This is a genomic window from Pseudoalteromonas piratica (assembly GCF_000788395.1).
GTDB lineage: Bacteria > Pseudomonadota > Gammaproteobacteria > Enterobacterales > Alteromonadaceae > Pseudoalteromonas > Pseudoalteromonas piratica.
This window is the reverse complement of the sequence record NZ_CP009888.1, coordinates 3,135,590-3,153,515: the sequence shown is the minus strand read 5'-3', so window position 1 is coordinate 3,153,515 and position 17,926 is coordinate 3,135,590. Positions and strand designations below refer to the sequence as shown.

The 17,926-nt window shown below is 39.8% G+C and carries 15 protein-coding genes; 9 read left to right on the top strand and 6 right to left on the bottom strand.

Features of this window, described 5'->3' with window-relative positions:
- Positions 1 to 18: 18 nt before the first annotated feature.
- Both OM33_RS14560 and OM33_RS14555 read right to left on the bottom strand, forming a co-directional pair.
- Positions 19 to 1,122: a histidine kinase gene (locus OM33_RS14560; protein ID WP_038642775.1), complete on the bottom strand. Its 1,104-nt coding sequence runs from the start codon at positions 1,120 to 1,122 to the stop codon at positions 19 to 21.
- A gap of 20 nt (positions 1,123 to 1,142) precedes the next feature.
- Entirely contained in the window at positions 1,143 to 2,351 is a 1,209-nt protein-coding gene (locus OM33_RS14555) for a sensor histidine kinase (RefSeq protein WP_038642773.1), read from the bottom strand.
- Between the two features lie 300 nt (positions 2,352 to 2,651).
- On the opposite strand from OM33_RS14555, the gene OM33_RS14550 reads away from it, so the two are divergent.
- From OM33_RS14550 to OM33_RS14540, 3 genes are all read left to right on the top strand, one after another.
- Positions 2,652 to 2,990 carry a P-II family nitrogen regulator gene (locus OM33_RS14550; protein WP_038642771.1) on the top strand — a complete coding sequence of 113 codons (339 nt, stop codon included), beginning with the start codon at positions 2,652 to 2,654 and terminating at the stop codon, positions 2,988 to 2,990.
- A 10-nt stretch (positions 2,991 to 3,000) separates the two neighbouring features.
- On the top strand, positions 3,001 to 4,233 hold the full coding sequence (locus tag OM33_RS14545; protein WP_038642769.1) for an ammonium transporter: 1,233 nt from the start codon (positions 3,001 to 3,003) through the stop codon (positions 4,231 to 4,233).
- A gap of 129 nt (positions 4,234 to 4,362) precedes the next feature.
- The gene (locus OM33_RS14540) at positions 4,363 to 5,460 is read left to right on the top strand and encodes a response regulator (RefSeq protein ID WP_038642767.1); all 1,098 of its coding nucleotides are present in this window, start codon (positions 4,363 to 4,365) and stop codon (positions 5,458 to 5,460) included.
- Positions 5,461 to 5,467: 7 nt separating this feature from the next.
- Here the strand turns inward: OM33_RS14540 and thpR are convergent, their stop codons facing one another.
- Positions 5,468 to 6,004 (bottom strand): RNA 2',3'-cyclic phosphodiesterase, encoded by a 537-nt coding sequence (gene thpR / locus OM33_RS14535; RefSeq protein ID WP_038642765.1) that lies wholly within the window; start codon positions 6,002 to 6,004, stop codon positions 5,468 to 5,470.
- A 42-nt stretch (positions 6,005 to 6,046) separates the two neighbouring features.
- Between thpR and OM33_RS14530 the strand changes: the two genes are divergently transcribed.
- The 4 genes from OM33_RS14530 (at position 6,047) to hrpB (ending at position 11,149) form a co-directional block, all read left to right on the top strand.
- Entirely contained in the window at positions 6,047 to 6,370 is a 324-nt protein-coding gene (locus tag OM33_RS14530; RefSeq protein WP_038642763.1) for an ArsR/SmtB family transcription factor, read from the top strand.
- Positions 6,371 to 6,380: 10 nt separating this feature from the next.
- Entirely contained in the window at positions 6,381 to 7,379 is a 999-nt protein-coding gene (locus tag OM33_RS14525; protein ID WP_038642761.1) for an ArsJ-associated glyceraldehyde-3-phosphate dehydrogenase, read from the top strand.
- An 89-nt stretch (positions 7,380 to 7,468) separates the two neighbouring features.
- The gene (arsJ, locus tag OM33_RS14520; protein ID WP_038643461.1) at positions 7,469 to 8,677 is read left to right on the top strand and encodes an organoarsenical effux MFS transporter ArsJ; all 1,209 of its coding nucleotides are present in this window, start codon (positions 7,469 to 7,471) and stop codon (positions 8,675 to 8,677) included.
- Between the two features lie 30 nt (positions 8,678 to 8,707).
- Entirely contained in the window at positions 8,708 to 11,149 is a 2,442-nt protein-coding gene (gene hrpB / locus OM33_RS14515; protein ID WP_038642759.1) for an ATP-dependent helicase HrpB, read from the top strand.
- A gap of 25 nt (positions 11,150 to 11,174) precedes the next feature.
- Here the strand turns inward: hrpB and OM33_RS14510 are convergent, their stop codons facing one another.
- Positions 11,175 to 11,591, bottom strand: a complete 417-nt coding sequence (locus tag OM33_RS14510; protein WP_052141033.1) for a DUF3429 domain-containing protein — start codon at positions 11,589 to 11,591, stop codon at positions 11,175 to 11,177.
- Between the two features lie 143 nt (positions 11,592 to 11,734).
- Between OM33_RS14510 and OM33_RS14505 the strand changes: the two genes are divergently transcribed.
- Complete coding sequence (locus OM33_RS14505) at positions 11,735 to 12,427, top strand: hypothetical protein (RefSeq protein WP_052141032.1); 693 nt, start codon at positions 11,735 to 11,737, stop codon at positions 12,425 to 12,427.
- Position 12,428: 1 nt separating this feature from the next.
- Here OM33_RS14505 and OM33_RS14500 read toward each other — a convergent pair whose 3' ends face one another.
- Positions 12,429 to 13,481, bottom strand: a complete 1,053-nt coding sequence (locus tag OM33_RS14500) for an aldo/keto reductase (protein ID WP_038642757.1) — start codon at positions 13,479 to 13,481, stop codon at positions 12,429 to 12,431.
- A gap of 214 nt (positions 13,482 to 13,695) precedes the next feature.
- Here OM33_RS14500 and mrcB point away from each other — a divergent pair, with 214 nt between their 5' ends.
- Complete coding sequence (gene mrcB / locus OM33_RS14495) at positions 13,696 to 16,008, top strand: penicillin-binding protein 1B (protein ID WP_038642756.1); 2,313 nt, start codon at positions 13,696 to 13,698, stop codon at positions 16,006 to 16,008.
- A gap of 15 nt (positions 16,009 to 16,023) precedes the next feature.
- Here the strand turns inward: mrcB and OM33_RS14490 are convergent, their stop codons facing one another.
- Positions 16,024 to 17,853, bottom strand: a complete 1,830-nt coding sequence (locus OM33_RS14490; RefSeq protein WP_038643455.1) for a methyl-accepting chemotaxis protein — start codon at positions 17,851 to 17,853, stop codon at positions 16,024 to 16,026.
- Positions 17,854 to 17,926: the final 73 nt, after the last annotated feature.

The following is a 17,926-nucleotide window of genomic DNA, read 5'->3' as shown; positions in this document are numbered from 1 at the left end:
AAAAACTAAGATGAGTGGTTACGCTGTTTTATCGAGCTGTTGTTGCCAGTCGATTGGCAGTTCAATAATAACTTTTCTTTGTTTGCCTTTTTTTACTAAAACCATGCTCGCTGAAGTTGCATACATATGCTCTAGTCGGCTTTTTACATTATCGTAATGCTCTGTATCTAAAAAGAATTTGCCATGGCTATGATGCGAAATTTCTATTCGATACGTGTTGTGTTTTATAAATCCTACTAGGCTCAACTCACCCGTACGTTGACGCGACGAGTTAAGTAAAAATGAACAGATGAAAATGAGTGTCATGCTAGGAATATTAGGACCTAGAGCATCATCATGAAGTTTTATTGTATGCTTTTTGGGTGCACGGTTTTGCTCTTCCAGCAGTTCAAGATAATTTGTTAAGCTGGTAACTTCATCAGTGAGTTTTGCATCCGCCGCTTTACTTGACATAAGATTGTAACGGAATAAATCAGACGCTTTCGTAACTAGCTCTGCCGCTTTTTCTTCATCAATATCAATTTGTTGCTTAATGGCTTCCATTGTATCGAAAAGAAACTCTGGGTTTACTCGGTTAGTCAGGATTTGTAGCTTTTGTTTCTTTAATAACAGAGCAAGTTGCTTGTAATTTGAAATGCTCGCCGCAAGCACATAGAAATATGCCCAGACCAACATAAAGATGATGTTATAAACAACATAGGCAACGAGTGACTGTCCTAGGCTATCCAAATGCATAATGCTATTTAGATATTCCTCTAGTGAGTAAGGGGTGATTGAAAGTAATACTGGCAAGAAATCTAAAATTATTATTGCCAGAGCCGTTACTGTTGAAGCGGCAAGTAGCAGTAAGAATAGTTTCCACTTGGTTTTTGCATAGGCTTTGTAGTGTTTATAAATACCGCGCAGGCCGATATGAAACACGGCAAAAATCATGATTAGTTGATATGTGGTTAGTGCAAAAGCACCGTACCAACCTAGTTGGATAATAGGCATAGCCTCGGCATCAGGTTCGTTAAAAACACCCCAAACACCCAAATAACTGAATAAAAAAGAAATAACTAATATAGGCCCTTGGTATCGCCAATAATTAGGGCTGGTATTTCGAATGTAACTGAAATTCATAACCGTATTTGGACCTTATATTAAATTGGTAGCGTTAAGCATGCGACGTATTTATCGTCTTCTAACGCAGCATTCAGTGAAGCGTTTTCGTTATACATTAGCTGTAAACGTTTTATCAGGTTTTCTTGACCAGTGCCTGTGCTCTCTACTTTGTATGTTCCGCTATAGATTGGGTTGCTTACAGTAACCACCAATTGATTTTTGTCCTTTGCAATATCAACAACTAAAAGACTTTGTTCTTGTCTTGGCGCAATGCCATGTTTAATTGAATTTTCAATCAAGGTGAGAATACCCATGGTAGGCACTTTAATGTTCAAACACGTTTCATCAACGTGCATCTCGATTAGCAAGCGCTCTTCAAGGCGAATATGTTCTATATCAAGATAAAATTCACAAATGCGCAACTCTTCTTTTAACTTTACGGTAGGATGTTTATTTGCTGTTAAGTTATAGCGGAATAGCTCATTTAACTTGTCAATCAGCTCTTTTGCTAGCTGTTTATCCTCAAATATCATGCCGCGAATACTGTTCAATGAGTTAAACAAAAAATGCGGATTGAGTTGGCTCATTAGTAAGGCAATTTGGCTTTGCTTTAGTTGGTTTTTAACTTGAAAGCGGCGATTTAATGCTGATAAAGGTAAGTAAGCCAGTAGCCATAAAGCAAAAAAGCCAAGCTCAGATCTAAATCGTTTTGAATTAGCACGGTCTATGGCCTCTTGATCACCTTGGTGCATTTTTTCGAGTTCTTTTCGAGCGTTAAGGTGGGCTTGACTGTATCCCTCTTTAAAGCCTTTTTTAAATTCAGATGGGACCGAATGTTCGGTATTTACCTGTTCGCTGTCTTGGTTTTTAACTTTTTCTTCAGCTGATTCTACCGGTTGGTTAAGTGGATCTTTGTCTGGGTTAGCTTGGTAGTAAGCAATCTCTTTATCTATTGGTTTAAATACGTCCCGTCCTAATTCACGAAGGCTAGCACCAAGGTAAGCGCCAATAACTACAAATATGATGCCAAACAGACAAATTTTAAAAAAGCCAGATTCTTTGTTGCGTAAGAAATTAATAGGAGCACGAATTAAAAAGTGGGTGATCAGAAATACGAGCGCTACGCGGGTACCAGCATAGGCGAATGTATTTGCTAGGCCATGCATTTCTCTATCGGTGTCAATGTCAGATAAACCACCTAAGAGCATGATGACTGCGATAATAGCTTGGATAACCCAATAAGCCATATGCTTATATATCCTTTCGTTATAGTTATTTATTCCATCGAGTTAGCTATGCTTTGGGTTATGTGCCAACTCCGTTGTCCATATTCTGTGTCAAAAACGGTTACTAAAGCAAGTTTCAATATTTCATTTTTTGCACCAAAACGTTCATAAAGCCAATATTTACGCACCCTTGTGGTGCACTCACTTTCTTGTAACACATTGTAAATTGCTTAACCTTATGAATTAGATAAGAAAATATTATTGGCATAAAGGTTGGATTTAACTTGATACAAATTAAAAAAACGACAACAGGTACTCCTTATGAAAATGATCAGTGCGATTATTAAGCCATTTAAGCTTGATGATGTGAGAGAGGCAATGTCAGATCTTGGCATTGAGGGCATGACAGTAGTTGATGTAAAAGGTTTTGGCCGTCAACGAGGGCATACTGAACTATATCGCGGTGCAGAATATCAAGTTGATTTTATTCCAAAAATCAAAGTAGAAATCGCAACCCAAAGTGACAATGTAGATCGGGTAATTGAAGCGATTAGCAATGTGGCACAGACCGGCAAGATTGGTGATGGCAAAATTTTTGTCTACGACCTAGAGCAAATTGTTCGTATTCGTACGGGCGAACTAGACGAAGCAGCAATTTAAGGGGAATGTCATGGAAAATACAGTAGTTGAATTAAAATTTGCACTCGATACATTTTACTTCTTAATGTCGGGTATTTTAGTTATGTGGATGGCAGCAGGTTTTGCCATGTTAGAAGCTGGTTTAGTGCGCTCTAAAAATACCACTGAAATTTTAACCAAAAACGTAGCACTCTATGCTATTGCGTGTACGGTTTACTTAATTGTTGGCTACAACATTATGTATGTAGACAACGCTGAAGGTGGCTTTTTACCTTCGCTTGGAATGTTGATAGGAACAGAGGCAGCTGATGCAGATCATGCGCTACAATCTGATTTCTTTTTTCAGGTAGTGTTTGTTGCAACGGCAATGTCTATTGTATCTGGTGCAGTTGCTGAACGTATGAAGCTCTGGTCATTCCTTGTTTTTTGTGTTGTGTTAACAGGTTTTATTTATCCTTTAGAAGGGTATTGGACGTGGGGCGGTGGCTTCTTATCAGAAATGGGTTTTGTTGATTTTGCGGGTTCCGGCATTGTGCATATGGCTGGCGCAGCAGCTGCGCTTGCTGGTGTATTATTACTTGGCGCACGTAAAGGCAAGTACGGTAAAAATGGTGAAATTTATCCAATTCCAGGTTCTAACCTACCATTAGCTACATTAGGTACGTTTATTTTGTGGATGGGTTGGTTTGGTTTTAACGGTGGTTCGCAATTACTGCTTTCAGACAAAGAAAATGCAACCGCAGTGAGTCAAATCCTGCTAAATACCAATGCGGCGGCAGCTGCTGGTGCAATCGCTGCACTGTTATTATGTAAAGTATTGTGGCGTAAAGCTGATTTAACTATGGTGCTAAATGGTGCGTTAGCAGGTCTTGTGGTTATAACGGCAGAGCCAGCGTCACCAAGCCCGCTGCTTGCTGTGTTAGGTGGTGCATTAGGTGGCAGCCTTGTGGTGTTTAGTATTGTGGCACTTGATAAGGCTAAGATTGATGACCCTGTAGGCGCGATTTCTGTGCATGGTGTATGTGGTTTCTTAGGGCTTATGTTAGTACCATTCTCTAATAGCGATGCAACCTTTGTTAATCAGCTTATTGGTGCATTGGTTATCTTTGGTTTTGTTTTTGTGAGCTCTTATATTGTTTGGGCTGTACTTAAAAAGACGATGGGCATTCGTGTTGGTGAAGAAGAAGAAATTAATGGTATGGATCAACATGATTGTGGTGTAGATGCCTACCCTGAATTTGTAACTGTAAGAGGCAACATTTAAGCCTAAAATAGACTACGTGTTACTTTAAGTTACAAAGTTATTTAAAAGCCCAATGCTAGCAGCTATTGGGCTTTTTTATTTGTGATATTATCCTATGATTAAAGTTGTAGTTAAAAATGTGCTTAGATTATGAAAATTAACTTATTAATCGCCGAAGATGATGTTTGTTTAAATGAACTTGTTGCTTCGAGTCTGACAGATGAATATCAGATTTCGCAGGCATATAGCTTAGAGCAAGCTAAAGCCTTGTGTGAAAATGCTGATTTTAGTGTCATAGTGTTAGATTACTATTTTCCAGATGGTAACGGTGTTGAGTTAATTGAGTATGTTAAGAAGCAAGCAAACCCACCGATTATTATTTTCTTGAGTGCTTCAGAAGACCTTGAAGTGAAAATGGCTGCTTTTGATGCAGGTGCAGCCGATTGGATTGATAAACGTACTTTTATTCCGCCATTATTACTTATCAAAATTAAAAAAGCGTTGGCAAATCAGCAAGAGTTTGATGCGCTTAAAATTGCTGAACAGGATGCAAACACTGCAGTGTTTTCTGCGATGTCTGATTCTTTTATGTGGGGTAATACGGCAAGAGCCATGCAGTCATGCCTTTCATGCACAAATTACAGCGAGTTTTTGCTGCATATTTTTTCCTACCTTCAAAGCTTGGAAATCACCGCTTCAGTGGCATATAACGAAAATACCCAAATTAGTTATTGGGATAGTCCTTCTGCGAGAGCTTGTGGCATGGAAGAGGACTTGTTTAAGCTGGTTATGCAGCGTGATGATCGTATTATTAATGCAGGTCGCAGATACTTTTTTAAAGACAGCAATATCTGTATTTTAATCAAAAACATGCCTGAAGATGAGGTGCGTAAAGGGCAAATATTAGATGTTGTAGCTGCCTATATTGAGTGCGCGAACCACCAAATTGAAACCCTCAATCAAGAGTATGTAAAACAGCTTTATTTCAAAAAAATCGCATTTGAGCTCGATGATTTACAAAATAAAATGGGACTCTTTACTGAACAGACTCAACAAATTCAAAGCAATCAATCGCTCGCATTCTTCGAGATCTTTAGCCAGTTAGAGCTCACCACAGATGAAGAGACTAAGCTCACAAAAGTAACCGATGAAACCCTTCTGAAATTTGAAGAGCTGGCTTTCAGCCATGTTAAAATTATCAATTCGTTAAATAGCGTTATTAAAGATTTCAAACGTCAGTTATCTTAGTTTTGTTTCAATAAAGCGGAAATTCCATTATGGGTAAGTAGCGCAACTGGTTATTTACCCGTGTTGAGTGAAATAATTTGAATTGCTTAAACTCGACATTAAATGGCGTAATATTCTTATTTATTCTCGGTTGCTGCTTGCAGTTTCTTTTTAATGTAATATGTGGGTGAAATGCATGCGGGTTTTTGTAAATGCCTAAACGCTCACCTTCTGCGCGTAATGACGTCGCAAGTTCTGTAAGTTGTGTTGTTACTTTATTCGGCTTTAAATAGAAAATCCCTGTATCTTGCCAATAACCTGTGTGTTCGAATTGCAATTGAAAAGGTGAAAGCGTTAAGTGTTTAGCAAATTCAATTAGTTTTTGTTCATTATCAAGTGTGACATTTGGTAAAAAAGCTAAGGTTAAATGCAGATTATGCTCAAGCACAGACTTTCGTTTGTTATCAACAGAGCTTTCCAACCAGTTGAATATTCTATACTTATCCTCTTTTTCGAAATCTAACCCAAAAAATAACCGTTTATTTTCTTGATTTTTATCTAGCATCTTTTAATATTTGCCTATGCGTATATATGGTTAAGCGAATTTATGGTTGTAGCACAATTTCACAAGGCTTTGAGCGAGCATACTCGTCTCAGAATTATGGCGTTAATTTTAGAACATAACGAAGTATGTGTCTGTGATCTCGTTGCTGTTCTTGAAATGCCTCAAGGGTCGGTAAGCCGTCACTTAAGTTATTTAAAAAAGTCAGGGTTAGTTGAGTCTGTAACACGGGGTACTTGGCGCTATTACCAGTTAAATAAAGCTATGGATGAGTCATTTATGGCTATATTAAATCTAACATTCGATTCACTAAAACGCGATTGCCAAGTGCAACGCGATTTAACTTCTTTCAAACCTTCAAATTGTTAGGCTGATTATTATGAAAATTGCGATTAATGGCTTCGGCCGTATGGGGAAATTGTTAGCACGTATTGTGTTAGCAGAAGGGCATCATGAGTTGGTTTATATTAATGACCCAGCAGCGAGTAATGAAGCAATAGCGCATTTATTAGCGTTTGATTCCGTTCAAGGGCGATTTAAAGACAGTGCCATTTATGCAGATGATGACTCACTTTATGTTGAAGAACGTAAAATAGCGTTATTACATGAGAAAGCGTTAACTGCTTTACCTGTAGATGGTATAGATTTGCTAATTGACTGCTCAGGCTTGTACCGCAAATCAGAATTATTTCAACCGTTACTTGATAAAGGCCTTGCGCGTGTATTGGTTTCGTGCCCGGTAAAAGACGAAGGGGCGATTAATTTAGTTTATGGCGTAAACCACGATTTATATCAAGCAGATAAGCACCAAGTGGTAACAGCAGCTTCCTGTACAACTAACTGCTTAGCTCCAGTTGTAAAAGTGCTGAAAGACACCGTAGGTATTAAGCGTGGTTCAATGACTACCATTCACGATATTACTAATACCCAAACGATTGTTGATAAAGCGCACAAAGATTTGCGTCGCGCACGTGCATGTGGTGAGTCGCTTATTCCTACTAGTTCAGGCTCAACTACTGCAATCATGACGATTTTCCCTGAATTACAAGGAAAGCTTGATGGCTTAGCTGTACGCGTACCTTTGCTGAGTGGTTCGTTAGTTGATTTAGTTATTGAAACGGAACAGGCGACTAGTGTTGAAGCAATTAATAATGCTTTTGAAGAAGCTAAAAACGGTGAACTAAAAGGGATTTTAGACATTGAAATGCGTCCGCTAGTATCGGTTGATTTTGTTGGTGATACACATAGTGCGATTGTTGATGGCTTATCAACTCAGGTCATTGATAACCATTTAGTTAAAGTGCTTGCTTGGTATGATAATGAAATTAATTACGTGTCGCGCATGAACGATATCGTCAACCTGATTGCAGCCTCTTAATTTATTTGGTCGTGATTCTTTTTGCTAAACCAAGGTGAGCGATTACCTTGGTTTAGATGTTCAACCTTTTTCATCTCAAACTTAAAATTATGTTAGCAGCAACAAAAACAGTTAATCAGGGAATTAAGGATTATATTCAAATAACCCTCGCTTATTGGGGATTTACCTTAACGGATGGGGCGCTACGTATGCTTGTAGTGCTCTATTTTCATACCCTTGGCTATACACCCATTGAAGTTGCCATGCTGTTTTTGTTTTACGAATTCTTTGGCATCGTTACAAATCTGTTTGGTGGCTGGCTAGGTGCTCGCTTTGGCTTAAAACTCACTTTATTTAGTGGTTTATTTTTGCAAATTAGTGCGCTTGTATTGCTAGCACAAACTCAATGGTTAAGTGTTGCGTATGTTATGGCACTACAAGCTGTGTCTGGTATAGCTAAAGACCTTAATAAAATGAGTGCTAAAACTGCGATCAAACAGTTGGTACCTAGCGATGAAGGCAGCACTTTATTTAAGTGGGTCGCACTGCTCACTGGATCGAAAAATACCTTAAAAGGTTGTGGTTTCTTTTTAGGTGGATTTCTTTTGGCCATGTTTGGTTATCAGCAAAGCTTATATATTCTTGCCGCAGGGCTTGGGATAATTAGCTTGCTGGTGGCGTTAAGACTTAAGCGAAGCTTAGAGGCAAAGGAATTTAAACCTAAATTTAATCAAGTTTTTTCATCAAGCAGTAAGGTAAATTTACTGTCATTTGCGCGATGCTTTTTATTTGCTAGTCGCGATGTGTGGTTTGTTGTGGCTTTGCCTGTTTTTTTAACTATGGAAGCAGGTTGGTCAAGCACTGAAGTGGGTACCATGATGGCAGCTTGGGTGATCATTTACGGTGTATTTCAGTCTAGCACGCCTAAAATGTTTAAGGCTTTTAATAAACAGGCAAATGCAAATGCTGCATTATTTGCTGCGATTTCGCTATTGCTTGTTATTTTGGTCATGTTATTAGCTGCTTATTTTGCTTTACCGCTAGTTGATATTGCTATTTTAGGGTTAATTCTATTTGCCATTATATTTGCTGTTAACTCCGCCATTCATTCCTTTTTAATTGTGCATTATGCCCGTGATGAAGGGGCATCGATGGATGTTGGGCTTTACTATATGGCCAATGCCTGCGGTAGGTTATTTGGTACTGTGTTATCGGGTGTTGTGTATCAACAATTTGGCTTACTTGCCTGTGTGTTTGTTAGTGGCATATTTGTTGCGATTTGTGTGCCAATTACTGCGAAGTTAAAGCAAAACAGTTAAACTTCAGCAAAAAACTGTTGGATATAAGTTTTGCTGCCTATTCAGAGTGTTTATCACACATTAGTAAACGAACTATTACATAACGAGCGAGTTGTTTTACAGGCACCACCTGGCGCCGGTAAATCGACCTGGTTGCCGTTACAGCTAATAAAAGATAATCATTTTAAACGCATTGTTATGCTGGAGCCGCGCAGGCTTGCAGCACGTAATATCGCAAATTTTCTAGCCGAATGCTTGGATGAACCTTTGGGGCAAACCATTGGTTTGTGTATTCGTGGAGAGCGCTTTGTCAGTAAGCAAACGCGCCTTGAAATTGTAACCGAAGGTATGCTCACTCGCATGCTGCAAGATGATCCCGAGTTAAATAACATTGATTTGGTTATTTTTGATGAATTCCATGAGCGCTCAATCCAAGCAGAAACTGCCTTAGCACTGGCATTTGAAGCGCAGATGGCATATCGCGATGATTTAAAATTGCTGGTGATGTCAGCAACATTAGACGGCGAGCGGCTATCAACAGAGTTTGACGCACCCCTAGTACACAGTGAAGGTCGCCAATTCCCAATTTCTGAGGTTTATACGCCACTCACTAATGAGGCTGATTGGTTGTCACACATTGCGCCGCTTACTCTTAAAGCAGTCGCTGAGCAAACAGGCAGTGCGCTGGTTTTTTTACCGGGTGTGAAAGAAATCAAAGCGGTTGAAAGTGCCTTACTTGATGCAAAAAAGGCTGGGGTTATTGGACAAAATACCGCTATTTACGCGCTTTTTGGCAAGCAAGATAAAAGCACACAGCAAGCAGCACTGAAACCATGTGATGATGAGTCTCGTAAAATTGTACTAACTACTAATGTTGCTGAAACCAGTTTGACCATCGATGGTATTCGTATCGTAGTTGATTCAGGCAAAGAAAAAATCACCCAATACAATGTTAAAAATGGCATCAGCCAATTACTTACTGTGAATATTGCCAAGTCTTCAGCGGTTCAACGTGCGGGACGAGCTGGGCGCATAGAGGCGGGAGTCGTGTATCGCTTAGGTAGCAAAGAGCTGTTTGAGCGCAGAGCAAGCCATTCAACTCCTGAAATATTACGCAGCGATATTAGCCAACTTATCTTAGAGTGTGCTAATTGGGGAACAACAATCGATGATTTAGTATTACTTGATAAACCAAGCGTCAAGCAAATTGATGCTGCGCATGAGTTATTGTTAATGCTAGAGGCCATTACCCCTGATGGCAAAATCACGGCGCTTGGGAAAAAAATGTTGAGCTATGGTACGGAGCTGCGTTTTGCCCATATGCTGCTTAAAGCTGAAAAACTCGATACTGATTATCCAGGAGTTTATGTGTTAGCTGCTTATCTTGTAGCGCTTTTTACTAGTCAAAGCAATCGCAGTAACGATATTGCAGTCGGGCTTAGTTTACAACTGAGTAAACCGCAGCCAAGCTTTACAAAGGAACTTAAACTTTGGCTTAAACGTTTAAAGTTATCAGCGGTTAAGTATCTACCTCTTGAATATTTATCGCTTGTTATGGCACTTGCATTTCCTGACCGAATTGCACAAAAACGAGGCAATGGCCTGCGTTTAGCAAATGGCGCTGGTGCGTCACTGCCGCCTGATTTCCCAATTTATGATGATGTGTTATGCATTGGTGATATGGGCGGCGCCAGCGGGCAACATGTTTTTAATGCGTGCAAATGTGACTTAACATTAATTGAAAGTGCATTACCTTATTTATTTTCTAGTAAAGACATTGCACAGTTTGATGAGAGTACTGGGCGCTTTATTGCTGAAACACATGACTGTTTAGGTAAGCTCGTACTTTCGCGAAAACCAAGTAATAACCCTTTGAGTGCTGATGAAAAAGCCGCAGCATGGTGCAAGATTATTGAAAGAAAAGGGTGGCAATTAGTTAACTTAGATGATGACGCTGAACAATATATTATACGTATATCACTCGCACATCAGTTTTTTCCAAATGAATTCCCAGCGATCAGTAAATCACTTTTACTTGATAATTTAGTTAGTTGGTTATCGCCTTATTTGCGCGAAGTGAATAGCCTTGTAGCGCTTAAAAAAATAGTGATTTTACCTGCTATTAAAAACCTGCTTGATTGGCAGCAGCAATCGCGTTTAGATGAATTGTTACCTGAACGTTTAGCTGTGCCGACAGGGTCGAAATTGAAAATACATTATCAAGTAGATGGGCCTGCAAAGTTAGCAGTAAAAATGCAAGAAATGTATGGTGTTGCCACCACGCCGGCTCTCGCTGATGGTAATTTAGCGCTCGCTATTGAGTTACTTTCACCAGCCATGAGGCCACTGCAAATAACGCAAGATTTAGCGGGGTTTTGGTCGTCGAGCTATCGTGAAGTGCAAAAAGAAATGAAAGGTCGCTATCCAAAACACTTTTGGCCGGATGATCCCGCCAATGCTAAATCGACCAATAAAGTAAAGAGCAGAATGTAACATCACTCTGCTCTTTCGCTGAAATTTACACCACAGCGTGATGCAGCTGAGCTGCAAAAAATAAGTGACAAACCAACACAACACCCGTAATACGTTCACGCATACGTTGGTAGTCAGGCGCTAGAATAGGCCAGTCTTCGGTGCGCTTTTGTAGCGCTAATATAAACACATAACACGCACCTAAATAGAGTAGGGCGAGTTTAGTATCGAACAATGCAAGTGCGAGCGTCGGTATTGTTGGTAACACGACTAACCAATTAAACTTGTTAGTGTTTGATGTGCGCCATAAGCTACCCGCAACAAAACTCATAATGCTAATGCTGTAAAACAAAAACGCCTGGCCTAATAATGGGTGTTCAAATAAAAAGTGGGCACCAACTAACAATAAAAAAGGTACAAGGCCAAGATAACCCAAAAATGTTTGATTGTTGTATTTAGACATAAACATACTTCGCAATTAAGGTAAATGGAGCGTATTTGTTATGATTGTACGCGAGAATACGCAATTTTGTTTAGTTTATTATGGATTTAGATAAACCGGCTTTGTTATTCTGGTTAGAGTATAAACTCTACTTTGGCGGTTAAGTGGGAACTATTCAACAGACGAAAGATTTTAGTTGGCCTAATAACTGGTTGAACGATGCTCAAATTAACGAGCTAAAATTAATTTTTGCCAGTTGCTTCAAAGGTATTTCAAGCGATGATTATTATCAAAAATACTTTGCCGATGCCAAATCATTTAAACGGACATTAAGGTGTTATTACTTTGATGGAAAACTTGTTGGTTACTGTTTACTTACGTTTGAGCACTCAAATAAAAAGGTATTAATCCGCGCATCAGCGGGTTTTTATCCGGAGTTTCGTAAAGGTGGTAACACCCTTTCATTCTCAATTAGCCAAGCATTTAAATATTGGTTAACCCACCCTTGGCAGCAAATTTTTTATGCTGATACTATGTTAAGCCCAGCAATGTACCGCGCTATTGTAAAACGTGTAGCAATCTCGTATCCCAGTAATCAAAGCGTAGCTGGTCAGCAAATGTTGTTTGATGAGTTCAATGGTTCTGGTTTTGAAAGTGCTTATACAAAAACGAAGTGTTTAGTTGAGACCGGACGCAGCAGTAATTACAGCGCGCAAGAACTGGCATCATTTTTGGCGAGCAATAAGCCCGAAATCGCATTTTATTGTAAGGCAAACCCAGACTTTGCATCTGGGGTTGCGTTGTTTGTAGTGATGCCTGTAACTCTAAAGCAATTAGTGCTTACGCTTTTTAAGTAGACTAGTAAGGTAGTGGGTATTTACGCCAAATCTCGTCTACTCGAGCCATAAAGTCTGAGGGTAAATTGAGCTGAAATGCTGCAATGTTTTCTTGTAATTGTTCTTGGGTGGTTGCGCCAATAATGGTTGACGTTACACCATCAACTTGATCGCACCATGCAAGTGCCAACTGACTTGGCGTGATGCCTAACTGGTTGGCAAGTTGACAATATTCAGCAACAGCTTGCTGCGCAAATTCGGTATTCCTAAATAAGCCATTACGTTGCATTAATGTCCAACGACTGCCTTCTGGTCTTGCATTATTCAAGTATTTACCACTCAGCATCCCGGTGGCTAATGGTGACCAAGGTAGATAAGCAATCTCTTCATGTACACAATGTTCAATTAAATATGGCCAATCTTTTGCGTGCAGTAAATTAAACTCATTTTGAATCGATACTGGTCTTGGCAAGTTATGTTCTTTGGCAAGTTCAATAAAAGTATGAATACCCCAAGTCGTGTCATCCGAAAGGCCATAATGGCGGATTTTTCCGGCTTTAATACAGTGTTCAAGTCCCTGTAAAATATCTAACATTTGCGCTTTGTGTTCTTTGGTATCCACATTTGAGAAGCTGATTTGATTTGGTCTATGCTTTGCAAAGTGTGGTGAAGTACGGTTTGGCCAATGCAATTGGTAAACATCAATGGTATCGATTTGTAAGCGTTTTAAAGACGCATCAACGGCGTTAATTACTGCCTGGCCAGTAATGTTTGTGGCGTTTCTGATCCAAGGTAAACCATTGCCAGCTATTTTTGTGGCAACCACCCAGTTGTTTCGTTTTTGTGGGTTTTTGGCAAAGTAGTTACCGATGATCTCTTCAGTTTTACCATATGTCTCTGGTGTAGGTGGAACAGCGTACATTTCGGCTGTATCCATAAAATTGATGCCGCATTCGCTAGCAAAAGCAATTTGCTGATCTGCATCGTGTTGGTTATTTTGCACACCCCATGTCATGGTGCCTAAACAAACACGTGACACATTAATGTTTGAGCTGCCTAATTGTGTGTATTTCATCGCTAGCCTTTTGGTTTTATATCAAGATTTTTATCATGGGATACTTCGTTGCAGTTACATTTGATTGTTGCATTAACGTTTCAGTAAACATTGAAGGCTTTATAAACAACAAAGAATAACATCATATTATAATGGCGTTTTAACCTAGTATTAGCAATGAAATACGATATAAAAATCGGTATGATAAAGACGATTTTTCTCAACTCTATGCGCAATGACAGATAAAAAGAAACCAGCTAAAACGACAGCCTCAAAATCGACTAAAAAACGTAAAGCGAGTACCAAAAGAAAAGGAAAAGCGCCTAAAAAACCTAGTTTTTTAAAGCGTGCTGCTATTTTCTCGTTCAAGCTTGGCATTGGCTTGTGTGTAGCGTTAGCACTTTATTTGATTTATTTAGACAGCAAAATAAGTCGCAAGTTTGAAGGCAACAAGTGGCAATTGCCTGCGCAAATCTATGCCCGTGCAATGACGTTTTATCCCGGGCAATATCTATCTAAAGATGAAGTGATATGGGAACTGCAGCGTCTTAACTATTCAGAAGTTAACCGTATCAATAATACTGGCCAATATGTGATCAAAGGAAACTCAATTCGTATTTATCGTCGCGCCTTTGAATTTTATGATGGTGTTGAGCAGCAAACAGGTTTTGACCTGATATTTGGCCCGAAAAAGCTTGCAGCCATTAAAGGCGAACAAGGTGAAAACCTTACTATGGCGCGCTTAGAGCCAGTGCAATTGGCGCGTTTGGCAAATGAAACCAAACAAGATCGAGAATTTGTACCGCTAAGCAATATTCCCAAAGTAGTACAAGAAACCTTACTGCTGGTTGAAGACCGTGATTTTTATCAACATCACGGCGTGTCAGTTTGGTCAATTGTGCGCGCGCTTGTCGCTAATATTCGCGCAGGGCGGACTGTACAAGGTGGTAGTACACTGACTCAGCAGTTGGCTAAAAACTTCTATTTAAGTCGTGAACGTACTCTGACACGTAAGATTAATGAGGCGTTAATTGCTTTGACTTTAGATTTCAGATACAGCAAAGATGAAATTTTAGAAGCGTATTTAAACGAAGTATACCTTGGGCAATCACGTTCTCAGGGAGTACATGGCTTTGGCTTGGCCAGTGAATTTTATTTTGGTAAACCATTAAATGAAATTGAGTATGACCAAGTTGCCTTATTAGTTGCGATGGTTAAAGGGCCGAGTTACTACAATCCGCGCCGCTTTAAAGAGCGCACAATGGAAAGGCGTGATTTAGTGCTGCGTTTAATGGCTGAAAATGGCTTAATTTCAACTAAGAGTTATAAACTTGCACTTGCTCGTGATATTAAAATTGAGCCATTGTCGCGATTTGATATCAACCAGCATCCTGGTTATATGGATTTGGTACGCCGTGAACTAAAAGATATTCTGAATTCAAAAGATACAATTGACGCGGGTGTGCGTGTATTTACGTACTTTGATTTACAAAAACAAGCAGCGATGGAAAGCTCGTTTGAGAGTTGTTTACCCTATTTAGAGCGCTTAAAGTCGACTGCCAAACTTGAAGCTGCAATGTTGTCAGTAAATGTTAAATACGGTGGGGTGTCAGCTTTAGTTGGTGCTCGCGATAGTGACTTTAATGGTTTTAATCGCGCGTTAGATACCAAACGAAATATCGGTTCGTTAATTAAACCAGCAATTTATATGACAGCATTCGAATCAGGTAAATATACGTTAGGCAGTTTAGTTGATGATGAACCGATGGAAATTAGCAACGAGTCTGGTCATACTTGGTCGCCGTCTAATTTCGACCAAAAATTCCGTGGTAAAATGCCGCTTTACCAAGCGTTCAGCAAGAGTGTCAATCTGCCAGCTGTGGCAGTTGGTTTAGATCTTGGGTTACCAGCGGTGACGCAATCAATTAAACGTTTGGGAATAGATCAGACGATAAATCAGTATCCATCCTTATTGTTAGGTGCACAAGAGTTATCGCCAATCGATGTCGCACAAATGTACTCTACGATTGCCTTTGATGGTGATTATCGCAAAATTACCTCTGTTGCTGCGATCACCAACGCAGTAGGCGAATTAATCTATCAACATCAAAGTAAACCCCAAAGGCGTTTTTCACCTGCGACTAGTTATATGACTAAATACGCTATGCAAAAAGTGACTCGAGAAGGAACTGCAAAACGCTTGAAATTGCATTTTCCAACCATTCAGCTAGCGGGTAAAACGGGCTCAACCAACAACTTGCGTGATAGCTGGTATGCTGGGTTTGATCAGAATACGGTAACGGTTACTTGGGTTGGGCGTGATGATAATAAACCGACCAAACTCACCGGAAGTGTAGGGGCACTTGAACTGTATATTCGTTATTTAAGACAGCTTAACCCTGAATCAATTGCGACACCAAGGCCGCCATCAATTAAGTGGGCATTTGTGAATACCGAAACAGGTAAACAGGCTCCACCGGGTTGTGGCACGGTACTTAAATTACCAATACCAGCGGAACAGTTTGACGCACGACCGCGTTGTCAGTAGTGCGTTATCTGTGAATTAGAGCTTAAATTGTCCCAGAGACTGTTTTAGTTTATTGGCAATTTGTAAAATGTGATTTGCTTCAGATGCAGTGCTTTGGGCCGAACTTAAGCTATGCTGTGCTAATTGGCTGATTTCATCGCTGCGAGTCACCACATTTAATGTGCTACTGGTTTGCAAGCTTGCTTGATCCATGATTGCCGCACCAGAGCGATCGATTGACTGCATATCTTGCTCTGCATCGGCCAGAATATCACGTGTTTGATTAGCTTGTTCAACACCCAGTTCCATTTTATCTACGCTGTTTTGCATTTTGTTTTGGGTATCTTGCGCAGCCACCTGTAAGGTACTGACAATGGTGTGAATTTCTTGCGTTTGTTGTTGGGTACGAGCAGCAAGGGTTCTTACTTCGTCTGCTACTACCGCAAAACCTCTGCCTTGTTCACCTGCACGGGCAGCTTCAATCGCAGCATTAAGTGCAAGTAAGTTAGTTTGATCAGCTATTTCACTGATTGCGACGCTAACATTACTGATGTTCTGGGTGTCTTCAGCAAGCTTATTGAGGGCTGCTTGGCTCTGTTTAAAATCCAATTGTAGTTCTGCCATATGTTGGCTTAAATTGAGGGTATTTTGGCTGCCTTGCTGCACATGAATACTTGCTTCTTTTGCTAAGGTTTGTGCATCAGTGGCTTGTTGTTCAACAGCTTGTGCAGAACTACTCATGTCACTCAGTTGGCTTGAAATTTCAGCTATTTTTTGCTCTTGTTGAATTGCATCTTGACGGCTTGCATCACTTGCGTCTGCTAATAAGGTCGTCGCTTGATTAAGTTCGAGTGCCGCGTGCTGTGATTGTTCAACGAGCTCAGCAAATTGTTTCAACATAAAATTAATTTGGTGGCCAATTGCCGCTAACTCATCATCGCTTTCGAGATTTACCTCAATATTCAGCGAGCCACTCGCTGCTTCACTCACAGTGCTTGATAGTCGAGAGAGGGTACGGACCACAGCAAAATAAAAACCTGCGACTAAATAAAGTGCTAACACTATAAAAATAATTGAAGCAGCGAGCACACTATTACGAATAAATTTCGCGTCGGCCATCTGCTGACTTACTTTTTGTGTTAAATGTGGTAGTAGTGTATTTGTGAAGTTTTCTAAGCTGGCGATGGTGTTGCTATTAAGCTCGGTAAATTGCGAGCGCGATAGTGCGATGGAGTCGGGGTCGAGTACTTGTTGCTTAATTACTTTATGATAGTTGAGCAGAGATCTTTTGGTGTCATCAACAGTACTTTGTAAAGTAATTTTGGTTGGTGCGTGATGAGTCATTGCAACCATCACTTTACTTTCAAGATTACTAATAAAATTTGGCAGCGCTTTATTTTGATTGGACAGCTGAATAAATGTATCCGGGGTAAAGCTACCACTACTTATAACAGTATCAGTAGCTTCTTTTACAGCATAAAAGTTTGCAACAAGTAATGGAAAGTCATCCACAATGGTGCGATTTAAAAAGTTGCTTGCTAAGTCGTTATCAGTGGCAAGATGACTTTTTATCGAAATTTTATTAAGGGAATCTATAACGTTGTCTGTTGATATATTAAAGTCGTTGGGGACTACTTTACTAAGATCATTATCCGTTACTGCTTGTAATAAAGGCACATAATTCTTCAGCCCGGTTAATTCTCTTTGATGCTGTGTTATCTGATTATTCAATTGCACATTTAAAAAAATCAAACTGATTGCCAAAGGGATCAGTAAAACACATACCACCACAACAATTTTTTTAGAGTAGTTTAATTTTCCCATTAAACTGACAGCGGGAAGAAGAAAGGCATTGGGTTGTGGCATAAACTCAGGTCCTGTTAAGTAGCGCAGTGGTATAAGTTTATAATAAGAACGGGTTTTTGCCTTTTTTTGTTCA